Source organism: Streptomyces sp. AN091965, from assembly GCF_022698285.1.
Taxonomy (GTDB): Bacteria; Actinomycetota; Actinomycetes; order Streptomycetales; family Streptomycetaceae; genus Streptomyces.
Genome location: NZ_JALDMY010000001.1, coordinates 2,739,505 through 2,755,629 on the forward strand (window position 1 = coordinate 2,739,505; position 16,125 = coordinate 2,755,629).

The following is a 16,125-nucleotide window of genomic DNA, read 5'->3' on the forward strand; positions in this document are numbered from 1 at the left end:
GCCGACGGGCCCCGATCCGCTTACTGGATCGGGGCCCGTCGGCGTACCGGCTTCAGAAGCCGTCGCAGACGGCGGTGGCGACCACCCCGCTGGCGGTGGCGGTACGGGTGGTCCCGTCGGCCGTGACCCGGCAGTGGACCGTGCCGCCGGAGGCGCCCGTGGTGACGACGAGCCTCCCGCCCTTGACGAAACCCTTCGTCTTGAGTTGCTTGCGCCAAGGCGGGTCGACGTCGGTCACCTGGTTCTGCGACAGATCGCCGTCGCTGTACGTCGCGTACGTGATCGTGACGTCCTTCGCGTCACCGGTCACCTCGTACGTGACCGTGATCTCGCGCCCCGACTCCTCGCCGACCTCATGAGCGATCCCGACGATCAGGGCAGCGCAGCCGCCCGCGAGCAGCAGGACCACGCCCAAGAGCACCCACGGCCACTTCCGGCGCTTCTTCCGCTGCGGCGGCGGTACGGGGGCGGACCAGCCCTGCTGTTGCGTCATGCCCCCATGCTTCAGCGGGGTCCCGGCCCCCGCAGTCCGGAGGGGGAGCCGGGTCCGCCATGCGGGTGAACGCGGACGGGCCGGGCCCGGCGGGCGGGGGTGCCGGGCCCGGTCGCCGGGCTCAACGCCCGCGCAGCTCCCGGTACTTCGCGACCAGGGCCGTCGTGGACGGGTCGAGGCCGGGGACGTCCGCGCCCTCGGTCAGGGCGGGCTCGACGCGCTTGGCCAGGACCTTGCCCAGCTCCACGCCCCACTGGTCGAAGGAGTCGATGTTCCAGATCGCGCCCTGGACGAACACCTTGTGCTCATAGAGCGCAATGAGCTGGCCAAGCACCGAAGGCGTGAGCTCCCGCGCCAGGACCGTCGTCGTCGGATGGTTGCCCCGGAACGTCTTGTGCGCGACCAGGTCCTCCGGCACGCCCTCGGCCCGCACCTCATCCGGCGTCTTGCCGAAGGCCAGGGCCTGCGTCTGGGCGAAGAAGTTGGCCATGAGCAGATCGTGCTGGGCAACCAGACCCGGCCGCAGACCGGCGACCGGCTCCGCGAAACCGATGAAGTCCGCCGGAATGAGCTTGGTGCCCTGATGAATCAACTGGTAGTACGCGTGCTGACCGTTCGTGCCGGGCGTGCCCCACACCACCGGGCCGGTCTGCCACTCCACCGCATTCCCGTCCCGGTCCACCGACTTGCCGTTGGACTCCATGTCCAGCTGCTGCAGATACGCCGTGAACTTCGACAGGTAATGCGAATACGGCAGCACCGCATGCGACTGCGCGTCATGGAAGTTCCCGTACCAGACACCCAGCAGACCGAGCAGCAACGGGACATTCGCCTCCGCCGGAGCCGTACGGAAGTGCTCATCCACCAGCCGGAACCCGCCGAGCATCTCCCCGAACGCGTCCGAGCCGATCGCGATCATCAACGACAGACCGATGGCCGAGTCGAACGAGTAACGACCCCCCACCCAGTCCCAGAACCCGAACATGTTCGCCGTGTCGATACCGAAGTCCGCCACCTTCTCGGCATTCGTCGACAACGCCACGAAGTGCTTGGCCACGGCCGCCTCGTCACCGAGGGACGCAAGGAGCCACTCCCGCGCGGACGTGGCATTGGTGATCGTCTCGATCGTCGTGAACGTCTTGGAGGCGATGACGAACAGCGTCTCCGCCGCGTCCAGATCCCGCACGGCCTCGTGCAGGTCGGCGCCGTCCACGTTCGACACGAAGCGGACCGTCAGATCACGGTCGGTACAGGCCCGAAGAGCCTCGTAGGCCATCGCCGGACCGAGATCGGAGCCACCGATACCGACGTTCACCACGTTCTTGATGCGCTTACCGGTGTGCCCCTTCCACTCACCCGAACGGACCTGGTGCGCGAAGGCCGCCATCTTGTCGAGCACCGCGTGCACACCCGGCACCACGTTCTCACCATCGACCTCCACCACGGCATCGGCCGGGGCACGCAACGCCGTGTGCAGCACCGCCCGCCCCTCCGTCGTATTGATCTTCTCGCCCCGGAACATGGCATCCCGCAGCCCGAACACGTCCGTCGCCACGGCAAGCTCCCGCAGGAGCGCGAGGGTCTCATCCGTGATCAGGTGCTTGGAGTAGTCGATGTGCAGATCGCCGACCTGGAGGGTGTACGCGGTGCCGCGCGCCGGGTCGGCGTCGAACAGCTCCCGCAGCCGCACCTCCCCCAGCTGCTCCCGGTGCTTGACCAGGGCCGTCCACTCGGCCGTCTGGTGGAGGCTGGTGCGGCCAACTGCGTTCATCTGTACTTCCGCCCTCTCTCGTACAACGTGCGTGCGTACGCCCCACTGCGCTTCCAACCTAGTTGATCAGCGTGTGGCGCGAGGTGTCCGTCGGCCTGAGCGCGAGGGTGAGCACGACGGCCGAGAGCGCGAACAGGACGGCCGCCAGCAGCATCGGCGTGTTGGGCCCCCGGAGCGCGGCCGCTGCCCCGCCGAGCATCGCCCCGAGCGGCGCCCCCGCGACGCCCAGGGTCCGGAACGCCGCGCTGATGCGCCCCAGTGCGGCGGCGGGCGCGCGCTCCTGCATCAGGGTGTGGGTACTCACGTTCCACACCATCCCCATGGCGCCGAACAGGGCCATGCTCGCGGTCAGGGCCGTGATGTCGCGGACCGTGCCCATGACCACGAGCGCGGCGATCTGGGCCGTCCCTGCGGCGAGCACGGCGCGCACCCGCCCGAGCCGCCGCGCGAGGCGCCCGGCGAGCGCCCCGCCCACCAGGCTCCCGGCCGCGTACGCGGTCATGGCCGCCGCGTATCCGCCGCTGCCCGCGTGCAGCCAGTCGGTGACGAGGACGACGAGGGTGGCGAGGAGTGCGCCTATCCCGACGTTGCCCACCGCGGTGGCCGCGCACAGGCCCCGCAGCACCCGGTCCCGCCCCAGGACCCGCAGCCCGTGCGCGATGTCGGACCGCAGGGTGGCACCGGCGGGTCTGGGCGGATGCCCGGGCGCGGGCACCCGCAGGGAGGCCACGAGCACGGCCGCCACCAGATAGGTCACCGCGTCGGCCGCGTACGGAAGGCCCGGGCCCGCGGCGATCAGGAAGGGCACCGCGGGCGCGGCGAGGAGGCCGCCGGCGAGCTGCTGTCCGGTCAGCAGCCGAGCGTTGGCACTGCCCAGGGCGGCTCGGTCCACGAGGGCGGGCAGCAGGGCCGTGGCCGCGTTGTCGAACAGGGTCTGGAGCGTGGTGAGGACCAGGGCGAGCGCGATCAGCAGGCCGATGGAGGCGTGGCCGAGCGCCACGGCGAGGGCGAAGGCCCCGACGAGCACGCCGCGTGCCACGTCCACCCGCCACATGGCGCGCCGCTGGTCCACCCGGTCGGCGACGGCGCCGCCGAGCAGCCCGAAGGCGAGCCACGGCAGATAGCCGCAGGCGGTCACGGAGGCTATGAGCAGCGGATCGTCGGTGAGCGACGCGGCGAGCAGCGGCAGCGCCGCCTTGCGCAGCGAGTCACCGAAGCTGGAGAGCACGGCGGCGCTCCACAGCCTGCCGAATCCCCCGCGCCAGGCGAGGCTCCGCGCGCCGTCGACACCGGCCCGGGCGGTCTCCGCAGCCGTCACAACTCCCCCCGTCCGCCGCGTGGTTCACGATCACCCACCACGGTAGGGGGCACCACTGACAACGGCCGGAGGAGACCGCGCTGACCTGCGTGTTCGGGTCCGACGGGGAAGTGCGGTGAGGCGACGCCGAAACGGATCCGGCCGGGCACCTCAGGGTGCCCGGCCGGTTCTCAACTTCTAGATCTCGCCCCGCAGTTTGGCCAGCGCCTCGGCGAGGATGGCCTCGCCGTCCGCGTCGCTGCGCCGCTCGCGCACATACGCGAGGTGGGTCTTGTACGGCTCGGTGCGCGGCGGGTCCGGGGGGTTGTCCCGGTCCTGACCTGCCGGAAAGCCGCAGCGGGGGCAGTCCCATGTGTCGGGGACCTGCGCGTCGCTGGCGAAGCTCGGCTGCGTCTCGTGCCCGTTGGAGCACCAGAAGGAGATGCGCAGTCGCGGCGCGGACTCACCGCGCTCGGCCTCGCCCATCGGCCCCGCCCCGACCCGACTGCCTCGGATCGCGTTGCCACTTGCCACGGTCGTAACTCCCTGCGTGATGGTGCTGCCTGTTCGAACGGCGGCTGCGCCGCGGGGTCGACTGCCGGCTCCGCTGCGGGCGCCTCAGTCTACGTAAGGCCCAACGCGCGTCCAGTGTTGGGAGTTACACCCCACCCCGACACGCAAGCCCCATGATAAGCCGCGCGCGCGGGCGCGTACGGAACATGGGGCTATGAGCGGGACTTCAGGGCGTGGCCGCCTCGGCGTGGCAAGCGGCCGGTGCCTGTTGTCAGTTGTTGACCTTCATCAGGATGCCAAGGACGACAATGCTGGCGAACCAGAGCAGACCGACCACGACGGTGATGCGGTCCAGGTTGCGCTCGGCGACCGAGGAGCCGCCGACCGACGACTGCATTCCGCCACCGAACATGTCGGAAAGGCCGCCGCCCTTGCCCTTGTGCATCAGCACCAGCAGCATCAGCAGCGCGCTGAAGACGATCAGGGCGATCGAGAACCCCATAACCACGGCTGGACCAACTTCCTCGGATCTGAATCGACGACGGGGGCCGAAGCTTACTCCGCGAGCGTTTCCCGCTCACATTTCAAGCCCCGACCCCCGCAAGGGTACGTCGTAACGGCGTTAGCGCATACTCACTGCTCGGTGAAGCGAACGATCTTGACGAACTCGTCCGTGTCCAGGCTCGCGCCGCCCACCAGGGCGCCGTCGATGTCGGGCTTCGCCATGATCTCCGCGACGTTGCCGGACTTCACGGAGCCGCCGTACTGGATGCGGACCTTGTCGGCGAGCTCCTGCGTGTACAGCTCGGCGAGCTTGCCGCGGATCGCCGCGCAGACCGCCTGCGCGTCGTCGGCCCCGCAGACCTTGCCGGTGCCGATGGCCCAGACGGGCTCGTACGCGATCACGATCGACTCGGCCTGCTCGGCCGGGACGTCCTTGAGGCCGCCCTCGACCTGGGTGAGGGTGTGCGCGACGGCGTTGCCCGCCTCACGGACCTCCAGCTCCTCGCCGACGCACAGGATCGGCGTGATGCCGTGCTTGAAGGCCGCCTTCACCTTGGCGTTGCAGATCTCGTCGGTCTCGTTGTGGTACTGGCGGCGCTCGGAGTGGCCCACGGCCACGTACGTGCACTTCAGCTTCGAGAGCATCGGGCCCGAGATCTCACCGGTGTACGCGCCGGAGTCGTACGCCGAGATGTCCTGGGCGCCGTACTTGATCTTGAGCTTGTCGCCGTCGACCAGGGTCTGCACGGAGCGCAGATCGGTGAAGGGCGGCAGGACGGCGACCTCGACGGTCTCGTAGTCCTTGTCGGCGAGCGCGAACGCGAGCTTCTGGACGTGCGCGATGGCCTCGAGGTGGTTGAGGTTCATCTTCCAGTTGCCCGCCATCAGCGGCGTGCGCGTGCTCATTAAGGTCAGTCCTCCAGTGCGGCGAGGCCGGGGAGCGTCTTGCCCTCGAGGTATTCGAGGGAGGCGCCGCCGCCGGTCGAAATGTGGCCGAATGCGGTTTCGTCGAAGCCCAGGTTACGGACGGCCGCGGCGGAGTCGCCGCCGCCCACCACGGTGAAGCCGTCGCAGTTGAGCAGGGCCCGGGCGACGGCGGCGGTGCCACCGGCGTAGTCGGGGTGCTCGGCGACGCCCACCGGCCCGTTCCAGAAGACCGTCTCGGCGTCGGCGATCTTCTCGGCGAACAGCTCGCGGGTCTTAGGGCCGATGTCCAGGCCCTCCATGGTCGCCGGGATGCTGTCGGCGTCGACCGTCTCGAAGTCGGCCGGGGCCTTGGTCTTCAGGTCGGGGAAGTCGGTGGAGACCAGGACGTCCACGGGGAGCACCAGCTCGACGCCGTTCTTCTCGGCGCGCTCCATGTACTCGGTGACGACCGGGATCTGGTCCTCCTGCAGGAGGGAGATCCCGACCTCGTGGCCCTGGGCCTTGAGGAAGGTGTACGCCATGCCGCCGCCGATCAGGAGGCGGTCGGCCTTGCCGAGCAGCTCGTCGATGACGGCGAGCTTGTCGGAGACCTTGGCGCCGCCGAGGATGACGGTGTAGGGGCGCTTGACGTCCTCGGTGAGCTTCTTCAGGACGCCGACCTCGGTGGCGATCAGATGGCCCGCGTAGTGCGGCAGCTTGCCCGGCAGGTCGAAGACCGAGGCGTGCTTGCGGTGCACGGCGCCGAAGCCGTCGCCCACGTACACGTCGGCCAGCTCGGCGAGCTGCGCCGCGAAGGCGCCGCGCTCGGCGTCGTCCTTGCTGGTCTCGCCCGCGTTGAAGCGCAGGTTCTCCACGACGGCGACCTGGCCGTCGGCCAGGCCGGCGACGGCGGCCTTGGCGGAGTCGCCGACCGTGTCGGTGGCGAACCGGACGTCCGCGCCCAGGAGTTCACCGAGACGGGTGGCGGCCGGGGCGAGCGAGAAGGCGGGGTCCGGGGCGCCCTTGGGGCGGCCCAGGTGCGAGGCGACGACCACACGGGCGCCCGCGTCGGCGAGCGCCTTGACGGTGGGCAGGACGGCGCGGATGCGGCCGTCGTCGGTGATCGTGGTGCCGTCGAGGGGCACGTTCAGGTCCGCGCGGACGAAGACCCGCTTGCCCGCGACACCGCCGGCGAGCAGTTCATCGATCGTCTTCATAGAGGGGGACTCCTTGAGAGGGGCTGCGGAGAGGGCTTTGACATGCTGCAGGGTCCGGACGTTAACGGTCCGGACCCTGCTGCTCACATCTGGGTGCCTGCTCTAAGCGCGCGAGCGCCTCAGAGCTGACCGCCGACGAAGACCGTGAGGTCGACGAGGCGGTTGGAGTAGCCCCACTCGTTGTCGTACCAGCCGAGGATCTTCACCGAGTTGCCCTCCTGGACCATGGTCAGGGAGGAGTCGAAGGTGCAGGAGGCCGGGTCGCTGACGATGTCCGAGGACACGATCGGGTCCTCGGTGTAGAACAGGATGCCCTTGAGGTCGCCGTCGTCGGCGGCCTTCTTGAACGCGGCGTTGACCTCGTCCTTGGTGACCTCGCGCTGCAGCGTCACGACCAGGTCGGTGGCCGAGCCGGTCGGGACCGGGACGCGCATGGCGATGCCGTCCAGCTTGCCCTTGAGCTGCGGGAGGACCAGGGCGGTGGCCTTGGCGGCACCGGTCGTGGTCGGGATGATGTTCTCCGCGGCGGCGCGGGCGCGGCGCAGGTCGGAGTGCGGGAAGTCCAGGATGCGCTGGTCGTTGGTGTACGCGTGGACCGTCGTCATCAGGCCCTTGACGATGCCGAAGTTCTCGTCGAGGACCTTGGCCATCGGCGCCACACAGTTGGTGGTGCAGGAGGCGTTGGAGATGACGTGGTGGTTGGCCGCGTCGTACTTGTCCTGGTTGACGCCCATCACGATGGTGATGTCCTCGTCCTTGGCCGGAGCCGAGATGAGGACCTTCTTCGCGCCACCGGCGATGTGCTTCTCGGCGTCGGCCTTCTTGGTGAAGATGCCGGTCGACTCGATGACGATGTCGACGCCCAGCTCGCCCCACGGGATGTCGGCGGGGTTGCGCTCGGACAGCACCTTGATGGTGTGGCCGTCGACGGTGATGGTGTCCTCGGTGTGGGACACCTCGGCCTTGAGGCGGCCGAGGATGGTGTCGTACTTCAGCAGGTGTGCGGTGGTCGCGGTGTCACCCAGGTCGTTGACAGCCACGATCTCGATGTCCGCACCCTGCTCAAGGAGCGCGCGGAAGTAGTTACGACCGATGCGGCCAAAGCCGTTGATGCCTACGCGGATCGTCACGAACCGATCTCCTCGTTGGTACGCCGGTCTGAGACGCCGGCGAGATGTATTGGGATGTCCCCGACCGCCTCCGACCCTACCTCTCCGAAGGCCTCCGGGTGACATCGAGAACCCCCCTCGAAGGCAATACCGTCCGGTAGTGAGAAGCACCACGCTCACCATGGCGCTCACCCGTTTCACCTCTTGCACGGGTGAGCGCAAATTCCGCGATTCGGACGCCGCCGGAGGGCCTTCCGAGGCCTGACGGCGGCCCTCCGTCAGGCCGCTCCGTCAGACCCCTCCGTCAGGCCTCTGCGTCAGACCTCCGCGTCAGACCGCGAGGTTGTCCGCCATCTCCTCGGCGAGGTCCTCGGCCAGGTTGGACTCCGTGCCGGGGATGCCCAGGTCCTGCGCCCGCTTGTCGGCCATCGCGAGCAGGCGGCGGATGCGCCCCGCGACCGCGTCCTTGGTCAGCGGCGGGTCGGCGAGGGCGCCCAGCTCCTCCAGGGAGGCCTGCTTGTGCTCCATCCGCAGCCGGCCCGCGGCCGCGAGGTGCTCGGGGACCTCCTCGCCGAGGATCTCCAGGGCGCGCTGCACCCGGGCGCCCGCGGCGACGGCGGCGCGGGCCGAGCGGCGCAGATTGGCGTCGTCGAAGTTGGCGAGGCGGTTGGCGGTGGCGCGCACCTCGCGCCGCATCCGCCGCTCCTCCCAGGCGAGCACGGACTCGTGGGCGCCCAGGCGCGTCAGCAGGGCGCCGATCGCGTCCCCGTCACGGACGACCACGCGGTCCACGCCGCGCACCTCACGGGCCTTCGCCGCGATCTGCAGCCGCCGGGCGGCGCCGACCAGGGCGAGGGCGGCCTCCGGACCCGGGCACGTCACCTCCAGGGAGGACGAGCGGCCGGGCTCGGTCAGCGAGCCGTGGGCGAGGAAGGCCCCGCGCCAGGCGGCCTCGGCGTCGCAGGTGGCCCCCGAGACCACCTGCGGCGGCAGGCCGCGGATGGGACGGCCGCGGCCGTCCACCAGGCCGGTCTGGCGGGCCAGCTGGTCGCCGCCCGCGACCACGCGGACCACGTAGCGCGAGCCGCGGCGCAGGCCGCCGGGGGCCATCACGATCAGCTCGGAGCCGTGCCCGAAGATCTCCAGGATGTCCCGCTTGAGCCGGCGTGCCGCCATCGCCGTGTCCAGCTCCGCCTCGATCACGATGCGGCCGCTGACCAGGTGCAGCCCGCCCGCGAACCGCAGGATCGCCGAGACCTCCGCCTTCCTGCAGCAGGTCCGGGTGACGGGAAGCCGGGAGATCTCGTCCTTCACCGCTGCCGTCATCGCCATGGGCCGATCCTTCCATGCATCCGAAAAATACGGTCGTACGCGGCGGCAAGCAGCTCCGGGTCGTGCTTGGGGCTGCCGTCCTCGCGGGCCACCGGCGCCAGCTCCACCGTGGCACCGAACCGCTTGGCGGCATCGGTCAGGGACCCACGGTCGGGCACGGCGGCCTCGTCGGCCAGCACCACGTCCAGGGCGAGTTTAGGGGCGTGTCGGGCCAAAACCTCCAAATGACGCTGCGGAGAGAAGCCTTCGGTTTCTCCGGGCTGCGGTGCGAGGTTGAGCGACAGGACCCGGCGGGCCTTCGTCTCCGTGAGCGCGTCGAGCAGCTCGGGCACGAGCAGGTGCGGGATCACGGAGGAGAACCAGGAGCCGGGCCCGAGGACCACCCAGTCGGCGTCCAGGACGGCGGCGACCGCCTCCGGGACGGCGGGCGGGGCCTGCGGGACCAGGTGCACGGACTGCACCTCGCCGGGGGTGAGCGCCACGGTGGCCTGGCCGCGCACGGTGTCCACGTCGTCCGGGCGCTCCGGGTCGTGGCCCTTGACCAGGGCCTCCAGCTCCAGGGGCACCGCGGACATGGGCAGCACGCGCCCCTGCGCGCCGAGCAGCTTGCCGACCAGGTCGAGCGCCTGGACGTGGTCGCCGAGCTGCTCCCACAGGGCGACGATCAGTACGTTCCCGACCGCGTGCTCGTGCAGGTCGCCGCGGGACTGGAAGCGGTGCTGGATGACGCGGGCCCAGGTCTGGCCCCAGTCGTCGTCGCCGCAGAGCGCGGCGAGGGCCTTGCGCAGGTCGCCGGGCGGCAGCACGCCGAGCTCCTGGCGCAGGCGGCCGCTGGAGCCGCCATCGTCGGCGACGGTGACGACGGCGGTGAGGTCTCCGGTGATGCGGCGCAGGGCGGCGAGCGAGGCGGACAGGCCCATGCCGCCGCCGAGGGCGACGACCTTGGGCTGGGCGCCCCGCTTGCGGCCCATGCGGTTCAGACGGAGCACCCGGCGGTTGGGCTTCATTCGCGCCCCATGTCCCGGTGGACGATGACCGTTTCGATGCCGGCGGAGGACAGGCTCGCGGCGAGCTTCTCGGAGGTGGCGACGGAGCGGTGCTTGCCGCCCGTACAGCCCACGGCGATGGTCACGTACCGCTTGCCCTCGCGGCGGTAGCCCGCGGCGATCAGCTGGAGCAGTTCGGTGTAGCGGTCGAGGAACTCCTTGGCGCCCGGCTGGTTGAAGACGTACGCCGACACCTCTTCGTTGAGACCGGTGTAGGGGCGCAGCTCCGGGACCCAGTGCGGGTTGGGCAGGAAGCGCATGTCGACCACGAGGTCCGCGTCGACCGGCAGGCCGTACTTGAAGCCGAAGGACATGACCGTGGCCCGCAGCTCGGGCTCCTCGTCGCCCGCGAACTGGGCGTCCATCTTGGCGCGCAGCTCGTGCACGTTCAGGCTGGAGGTGTCGATGACCAGGTCGGCGTCGCCGCGCAGCTCGCGCAGGAGCTCGCGCTCGGCGGCGATGCCGTCGACGATGCGGCCGTCGCCCTGCAGCGGGTGCGGGCGGCGGACGGACTCGAAGCGGCGCACCAGGGCGTCGTCCGAGGACTCCAGGAAGACGATGCGCCGGGTGACGTGCTTGGACTCCAGGTCCGCGAGGGACTCGCGGAGGTTGTCGAAGAAGCGGCGGCCGCGCACGTCGACGACGACCGCGATGCGGGCGACGTTGCCCTGTGAGCGGGCGCCCAGCTCGACCATGGTGGGGATCAGTGCGGGTGGCAGGTTGTCCACGACGAACCAGCCGAGGTCCTCCAGGCACTTGGCGGCCGTGCTGCGGCCCGCGCCGGACATGCCGGAGATGATCACCAGCTCCGGGATGGCCGCTTCGGCGGCCTCGCCCGGCTCGATGGTCGTGCCCGTACTCACCTGGGTGCCGCCTTCGTCGTGCTCGCTCATGTCTCCATCCCCCGTCGTCGTTCCGGGGCGCCCGCGTGTGTGGGCGTCCCGCCTTCCTTCGGGGCCGCGGTCGGTGTGGCCCCCTTGCCGTTGAGCGGGTCGTCCGCCGGGGCGGGCTCCTCGCCTGTATCCGAGTCTCCCGTCCCCACGGGGTCCTCGTCCTCCATGATCTCTCCTGTGGCGGTGTTCACGGCGGGGGGTGCCGGGGCCGCCTGGGCGAAGGCCGCGAGGACGGCCTCCGCCGTCTTGCGGCCGACGCCGGGAACCTCGCAGATCTGATCGATGGTGGCGGACCTGAGCCGCTTCAGCGAGCCGAAGTGCTTGATCAGTATCTGCTTCCTGGACTCGCCGAGGCCGGGCACGTCGTCCAGCGGGCTCGCCTTGAAGCGCTTGGACCGCTTGGTCCGCTGATACGAGATCGCGAAACGGTGCGCCTCGTCTCGCACGCGCTGAAGCAGATAGAGGCCCTCGCTGGTGCGCGGCAGGACCACGGGGTCGTCCTCGCCGGGCACCCAGACCTCTTCGAGGCGCTTGGCGAGGCCGCAGACCGCGATGTCGTCGATGCCCAGCTCGTCCAGGGCCCGCTGGGCGGCGGCGACCTGCGGCTGCCCGCCGTCCACGACGACGAGCTGCGGCGGATACGCGAACCTCTTGGGGCGCCCGTCGTCCTCGGTGAGGCCCTCCTGGGCCTCCTCCGGGCTCCACTCCCCCGTCTTCTCCTTCTCGACGAGGTAGCGCCGGAAGCGCCGCGTGATCACTTCGTGCATGGACCGGACATCGTCCTGTCCCTCGAAGCCCTTGATCTGGAAGCGGCGGTACTCGCTCTTCCGGGCGAGCCCGTCCTCGAAGACGACCATGGAGGCGACCACGTCGTCGCCCTGGAGGTGCGAGATGTCGTAGCACTCGATGCGCAGGGGCGCGCTGTCGAGCTCCAGGGCCGCAGCGATCTCCTCCAGGGCCCGGGAGCGGGTGGTGAGGTCGGAGGCGCGCTTGGTCTTGTGCAGGACGAGCGACTGCTGGGCGTTGCGCGCGACGGTCTCCATGAGGGCCTTCTTGTCGCCGCGCTGCGGGATGCGCAGCGACACGTTCGACCCGCGGCGCTGGGTGAGCCACTCCTGGACGGGCCCGACGGGGTCGGGCAGCGCGGGGACGAGCACCTCCTTGGGCACGGAGTCGCCGCGCTCCTCGCCGTAGAGCTGCTGGAGCGCGTGCTCGACGAGGTCGGCGGTGGTGACGGCCTCGACCTTGTCGGTGACCCAGCCGCGCTGGCCGCGCACGCGTCCGCCGCGCACGTGGAAGATCTGGACGGCGGCCTCCAGCTCGTCCTCGGCGACGGCGATCAGGTCGGCGTCGGTGGCGTCGGCGAGGACGACCGCGCTCTTCTCCATCGCCTTCCTGAGGGCGTCTATGTCGTCGCGGAGGCGGGCCGCCCGCTCGTACTCCATCTCCTCGGCCGCGTCCGTCATCTGACGCTCTAGGCGCCGGATGTACGTGCCCGTGCGGCCGGTCATGAACTCGCAGAAGTCCTCGGCCAGTTCCCGGTGGTCCTCGGCGGAGATCCGGTCCACGCAGGGCGCGGAGCACTTGCCGATGTAGCCGAGCAGGCAGGGGCGGCCGGTGCGGGCCGCGTTCTTGAAGACGCCCGCCGAGCACGTCCGCACGGGGAAGACGCGGAGCAGCAGGTCCACGGTGTCGCGGATGGCCCAGGCGTGGCCGTACGGGCCGAAGTAGCGCACGCCCTTCTTCTTCTGACCGCGCATCACCTGCACGCGCGGGAACTCCTCGTTCATCGTCACCGCGAGGTAGGGGTAGCTCTTGTCGTCGCGGTACTTGACGTTGAAACGCGGGTCGTACTCCTTGATCCAGGTGTACTCCAGCTGCAGCGCGGCGGTCTCCGTGGCGACGACGGTCCACTCCACGGAGGCGGCGGTCGTCACCATGGTGGCCGTGCGCGGGTGGAGGTTCGCCAGGTCCTGGAAGTAGCTGGCGAGGCGCTGGCGCAGGCTCTTGGCCTTCCCGACGTAGATCACACGGCGGTGCTCGTCACGGAACCTGTAGACCCCGGGCGAGTCGGGGATCTGTCCCGGCTTGGGGCGGTAGCTGGATGGGTCGGCCATGTCGGACAGCCTACTGGCGGGGTATGACAGCGACGCGGACCCGCCCGCCCCTGACGGGACGGGCGGGCGGCTCCGGCCGGAGCCGGGCGGTGTCAGCCGAGGCGGCGCGAGCGGCGCCGGACGAGCGCGGCCCCGGAGAGGCCGAGCGCGACGGCGGCACCGGCGGCGGCCACCGTGGAGACCACGGTCACCGGGCCGTCCGCGGACCCGGCGGCGGACGCGGTCCTGCCCTCGGGCCGGGGCGCGGCCGCGGGCTCGTCATAGCCTCCGGCCTTGCCGGACTTCGCGTACGCGGACCCCGGCAGCTTGTCCCCGTACGCCTTGTGCACCCGGCGCTGGTAGGCGGCGACCGTGGTGCCGCGCGCGCCGACGGCACGGATCGCGTCCCGGTCGAGCGGCAGGATCCGCTCTCCCTTCTGCACGTACCAGGCGTTGATCTGCGGCTCGATGAAGACGGTGCCTCCGGGGAGCTTGTCGGCGCCCACGCGTGCGTAGCGCGTCTCGTCGTTCCCGGTGGCGATGTTCACCACCTGCCAGGAGCCCGCCTGCCGGGCGGTCCACAGCGACGCCTTCTGGCCGTCGGAGGAGACCGCCTCGCTGGCGAGGAACTCCATGGCGGCGATCGGTGCGCCCTTCTTGCCCGCGACGAAGTCGGCCGCCAGGTAGTAGACGGGTACGGCCTGCTCCCCTGTCACGCGGGGCGCGGCCTTCGCCTTGCTGACGGCGCCGTCGCGGGCGAAGAACCGGGAGAGCGTGTCGAGGGTCTTCGGGGCCTCGGCCGCGTCGTGGGCGGCGCCCCGGGTGGCCTCGGAGGGGGCGACGGGCGCGGGCGGCGCCGCCGGTCCCGAGTCCGCGGTGGCGTGCGGCGCCGCGAGCCCGAGCAGCAGCGCGGCGGCGGAACCGGCGAGGGTGGCCTTCAGGAGACGGCCACGGGCGTAACGGCTCTCTACGGAGACGCGGGGCAGGTGACGGGTCATCGCGCTCACGCCCCTATCCGGTACAGCGAGTGGGTCCAGGAGAACGTGTTGTTGTTGATGTACCAGGAGTGCGACGCCCAGTTGTAGCGGTCGTTCGACGGCCACGGGTCGCCCCAGTAGACCCAGCTGTTGGCGGTGTCGTAGCCGTAGAGGGTGTGCATGTGGCCGCCGCCGTTGGACCACTGGATGCGGGTCTCGACGGGACGGTTGGCGTTGATCTCGGCCTGCACGGTGTCGTAGCGCAGCCAGCCGTTGACGTACGAGCCGCGGTTGATGCCCATCCAGCCCAGGGCGGTCTGCACGTTGCCGAGGGTGGCCTGGTTGTTGGGGCACTCGGTGTTCTGGCTGCGGTTGAAGGCCGCGTTGCAGAACTGGTTCTGGGAGTAGTTCTTGCCCATGAAGGTGGCGATGGTGTTGCCCGCCGCCGCCCAGCACCAGTTGGTCTTCTGCTGCGCCTGCATGGTGAGGTTCAGGCGCTTGGCGGCGAGGGCGGACGGGGCGGCGGCGCGCTCGCCGGCCGCGGGGGACGACACGGAGGACGCCGCGGAGCGCGGCGCGGCGGTGTCGTGCGGGGCCGCCGCGGCCGTGGCCGTCGGCACGGCCGCCAGGGCCGTCACGGCGACGGCGAGGGCGGAAAGCCGTCTCCGCCGACTGGAGTTGCTGGATCTGTGGTGCATCGCGGTCCTCCCGAGCAGTGGGGGTTTGAGGTGGAGGAACGCGTCCGGACGCTGGATTGAGCATCAAGCCTTGTTGACTTCCGGTCAACACGCTTCAATGCGGGGTTAATGGAACCGTGAACAACAGCCCACCCCTGTGAACACCGGCCGTACGCTCACCTGGTCGCCCGCTCCGATCAGCGCGTACACACCCACGGCCTGTGTGAACGTTCACAGAAAGGACCCGCGGTGCGGCCCGCGCCCTCCCCCACGCATCCCCCCACCCGCCTGCCCGCTTCCCCCCTCGCGGACACCGTCCCCGCGGAGCTCGCCTCCGCCCTGCGCACCGGCCCCTTCCACGTCGCGCTGCGCGCGGCGATCGCCGCGCGCAGACTGCCCCTGCAACGCGTGCGCCACCACCTCGCGCGCCACGGCGTCAGCGTCGGGGTGACCAGCCTCAGCTACTGGCAGCAGGGCGCGCGCCGCCCGCAGCGCGCCGAGTCGCTGCGGGCCGTACGCGCTCTGGAGGAGATACTCGACCTCCCCGAGGAGTCCCTGATCCGGCTGCTCGCCCGTACCGACGACTGTCCGGACGGCGAACGGCCCCCCGCCCGTTCCTACCGCTCCCTGGTGGAGGCCGCCGACGTCCTCCAGGCCCTCCTGGGCGAGTTGGAGTCCCCGCTCGACGGCGGTCTGCACACCGTCGGCCACCACGAGCGCGTCCGCATCGGCGCGGGGCGCGAGCTGCTCGGCCGCGACTCGGAGCACATCGTGCGCGCGCACCGGGACGGCGTGGACCGCTACGTCGCCATCCACCACGGCGACCCGGGCTGCGCGCCCGAACGCACCCGGGTCCTCGCCCTGGACAACTGCCGCACCGGGCGCGTCCGCTGGCACCACGACACCGGCGTCCTGGTCGCCGAGCTGCTCTTCGACGTGCGCCTGCGCGCGGGCGAGACGCACATGTTCCGCTACGGCTTCGAGGACGGCACGGCCGGGCCGAGCGGCGAGTACTTCCGCGGCTTCAGCTTCGCGGGCGGCCAGTACGCCCTCCAGGTCCGCTTCGCCAAGGGCGCCCTGCCCGTGCGCTGCCACCGCTTCACCCAGCACTCGGCGGCGGCCCCGCGCGTGGGCCGCAGGGAGCTCACGCTGACCGGCAGCCACCGGTCGGTGCACCTCGTGGAGCCGCAGGTGCGGGCCGGGATCGTCGGGATCGAGTGGGACTGGGAGTGAGGGCGGGGCGGGGGCGGGGCGGGGACGCGGAGTGAGCGCCCCGCCGAGGTCCCGGAAGCGC

General features: G+C 71.0%; 15 protein-coding genes. 1 reads left to right on the top strand and 14 read right to left on the bottom strand.

Annotation, left to right across the window (positions count from 1 at the left end; translation table 11 throughout):
* Positions 1-52: 52 nt before the first annotated feature.
* From MQV74_RS11295 to MQV74_RS11360, 14 genes are all read right to left on the bottom strand, one after another.
* A complete protein-coding gene (locus tag MQV74_RS11295) occupies positions 53-493 on the bottom strand; it encodes an MmpS family transport accessory protein (protein ID WP_242716477.1) in 441 nt (146 codons plus the stop codon).
* Between the two features lie 121 nt (positions 494-614).
* Positions 615-2,264, bottom strand: coding sequence for a glucose-6-phosphate isomerase (gene pgi / locus MQV74_RS11300; RefSeq protein ID WP_242716479.1), 1,650 nt, complete (start codon positions 2,262-2,264; stop codon positions 615-617).
* Positions 2,265-2,322: 58 nt separating this feature from the next.
* A complete protein-coding gene (locus MQV74_RS11305) occupies positions 2,323-3,582 on the bottom strand; it encodes an MFS transporter (RefSeq protein ID WP_242716481.1) in 1,260 nt (419 codons plus the stop codon).
* Between the two features lie 177 nt (positions 3,583-3,759).
* A complete protein-coding gene (locus MQV74_RS11310) occupies positions 3,760-4,095 on the bottom strand; it encodes an RNA polymerase-binding protein RbpA (RefSeq protein WP_003957010.1) in 336 nt (111 codons plus the stop codon).
* A gap of 250 nt (positions 4,096-4,345) precedes the next feature.
* Positions 4,346-4,576, bottom strand: a complete 231-nt coding sequence (gene secG / locus MQV74_RS11315) for a preprotein translocase subunit SecG (RefSeq protein WP_030687882.1) — start codon at positions 4,574-4,576, stop codon at positions 4,346-4,348.
* Between the two features lie 131 nt (positions 4,577-4,707).
* Positions 4,708-5,484, bottom strand: a complete 777-nt coding sequence (tpiA, locus tag MQV74_RS11320) for a triose-phosphate isomerase (protein WP_242716483.1) — start codon at positions 5,482-5,484, stop codon at positions 4,708-4,710.
* Between the two features lie 5 nt (positions 5,485-5,489).
* Positions 5,490-6,701 carry a phosphoglycerate kinase gene (locus tag MQV74_RS11325; protein ID WP_242716485.1) on the bottom strand — a complete coding sequence of 404 codons (1,212 nt, stop codon included), beginning with the start codon at positions 6,699-6,701 and terminating at the stop codon, positions 5,490-5,492.
* A gap of 119 nt (positions 6,702-6,820) precedes the next feature.
* Positions 6,821-7,831 carry a type I glyceraldehyde-3-phosphate dehydrogenase gene (gene gap, locus MQV74_RS11330; RefSeq protein WP_172387546.1) on the bottom strand — a complete coding sequence of 337 codons (1,011 nt, stop codon included), beginning with the start codon at positions 7,829-7,831 and terminating at the stop codon, positions 6,821-6,823.
* A gap of 309 nt (positions 7,832-8,140) precedes the next feature.
* Complete coding sequence (whiA, locus tag MQV74_RS11335) at positions 8,141-9,142, bottom strand: DNA-binding protein WhiA (RefSeq protein ID WP_242716487.1); 1,002 nt, start codon at positions 9,140-9,142, stop codon at positions 8,141-8,143.
* Positions 9,133-10,149, bottom strand: coding sequence for a gluconeogenesis factor YvcK family protein (locus tag MQV74_RS11340; RefSeq protein WP_138959086.1), 1,017 nt, complete (start codon positions 10,147-10,149; stop codon positions 9,133-9,135). The genes whiA and MQV74_RS11340 overlap by 10 nt, the downstream gene beginning before the upstream one ends.
* On the bottom strand, positions 10,146-11,081 hold the full coding sequence (rapZ, locus tag MQV74_RS11345; RefSeq protein WP_138959087.1) for an RNase adapter RapZ: 936 nt from the start codon (positions 11,079-11,081) through the stop codon (positions 10,146-10,148). Before rapZ ends, MQV74_RS11340 begins: the two co-directional genes overlap by 4 nt.
* Positions 11,078-13,198: an excinuclease ABC subunit UvrC gene (gene uvrC / locus MQV74_RS11350; RefSeq protein WP_242716489.1), complete on the bottom strand. Its 2,121-nt coding sequence runs from the start codon at positions 13,196-13,198 to the stop codon at positions 11,078-11,080. The genes rapZ and uvrC overlap by 4 nt, the downstream gene beginning before the upstream one ends.
* Positions 13,199-13,290: 92 nt before the next feature.
* On the bottom strand, positions 13,291-14,175 hold the full coding sequence (locus MQV74_RS11355; RefSeq protein WP_242716491.1) for a hypothetical protein: 885 nt from the start codon (positions 14,173-14,175) through the stop codon (positions 13,291-13,293).
* Positions 14,176-14,180: 5 nt separating this feature from the next.
* Positions 14,181-14,852, bottom strand: a complete 672-nt coding sequence (locus tag MQV74_RS11360) for a papain-like cysteine protease family protein (protein WP_242716493.1) — start codon at positions 14,850-14,852, stop codon at positions 14,181-14,183.
* 267 nt (positions 14,853-15,119) lie between these two features.
* Between MQV74_RS11360 and MQV74_RS11365 the strand changes: the two genes are divergently transcribed.
* Positions 15,120-16,064, top strand: a complete 945-nt coding sequence (locus MQV74_RS11365) for a hypothetical protein (protein WP_242728608.1) — start codon at positions 15,120-15,122, stop codon at positions 16,062-16,064.
* Positions 16,065-16,125 lie beyond the last annotated feature (61 nt).

Bases quoted from the DNA above. Each gene is read 5' to 3' on its own strand.
- MQV74_RS11295 (WP_242716477.1), bottom strand. From the start codon at position 493: ATGACGCAACAGCAGGGCTGGTCCGCCCCCGTACCGCCGCCGCAGCGG.
- pgi (WP_242716479.1), bottom strand. From the start codon at position 2,264: ATGAACGCAGTTGGCCGCACCAGCCTCCACCAGACGGCCGAGTGGACG.
- secG (WP_030687882.1), bottom strand. From the start codon at position 4,576: ATGGGGTTCTCGATCGCCCTGATCGTCTTCAGCGCGCTGCTGATGCTG.
- tpiA (WP_242716483.1), bottom strand. From the start codon at position 5,484: ATGAGCACGCGCACGCCGCTGATGGCGGGCAACTGGAAGATGAACCTC.
- MQV74_RS11325 (WP_242716485.1), bottom strand. From the start codon at position 6,701: ATGAAGACGATCGATGAACTGCTCGCCGGCGGTGTCGCGGGCAAGCGG.
- whiA (WP_242716487.1), bottom strand. From the start codon at position 9,142: ATGGCGATGACGGCAGCGGTGAAGGACGAGATCTCCCGGCTTCCCGTC.
- MQV74_RS11340 (WP_138959086.1), bottom strand. From the start codon at position 10,149: ATGAAGCCCAACCGCCGGGTGCTCCGTCTGAACCGCATGGGCCGCAAG.
- rapZ (WP_138959087.1), bottom strand. From the start codon at position 11,081: ATGAGCGAGCACGACGAAGGCGGCACCCAGGTGAGTACGGGCACGACC.
- uvrC (WP_242716489.1), bottom strand. From the start codon at position 13,198: ATGGCCGACCCATCCAGCTACCGCCCCAAGCCGGGACAGATCCCCGAC.
- MQV74_RS11355 (WP_242716491.1), bottom strand. From the start codon at position 14,175: ATGACCCGTCACCTGCCCCGCGTCTCCGTAGAGAGCCGTTACGCCCGT.
- MQV74_RS11360 (WP_242716493.1), bottom strand. From the start codon at position 14,852: ATGCACCACAGATCCAGCAACTCCAGTCGGCGGAGACGGCTTTCCGCC.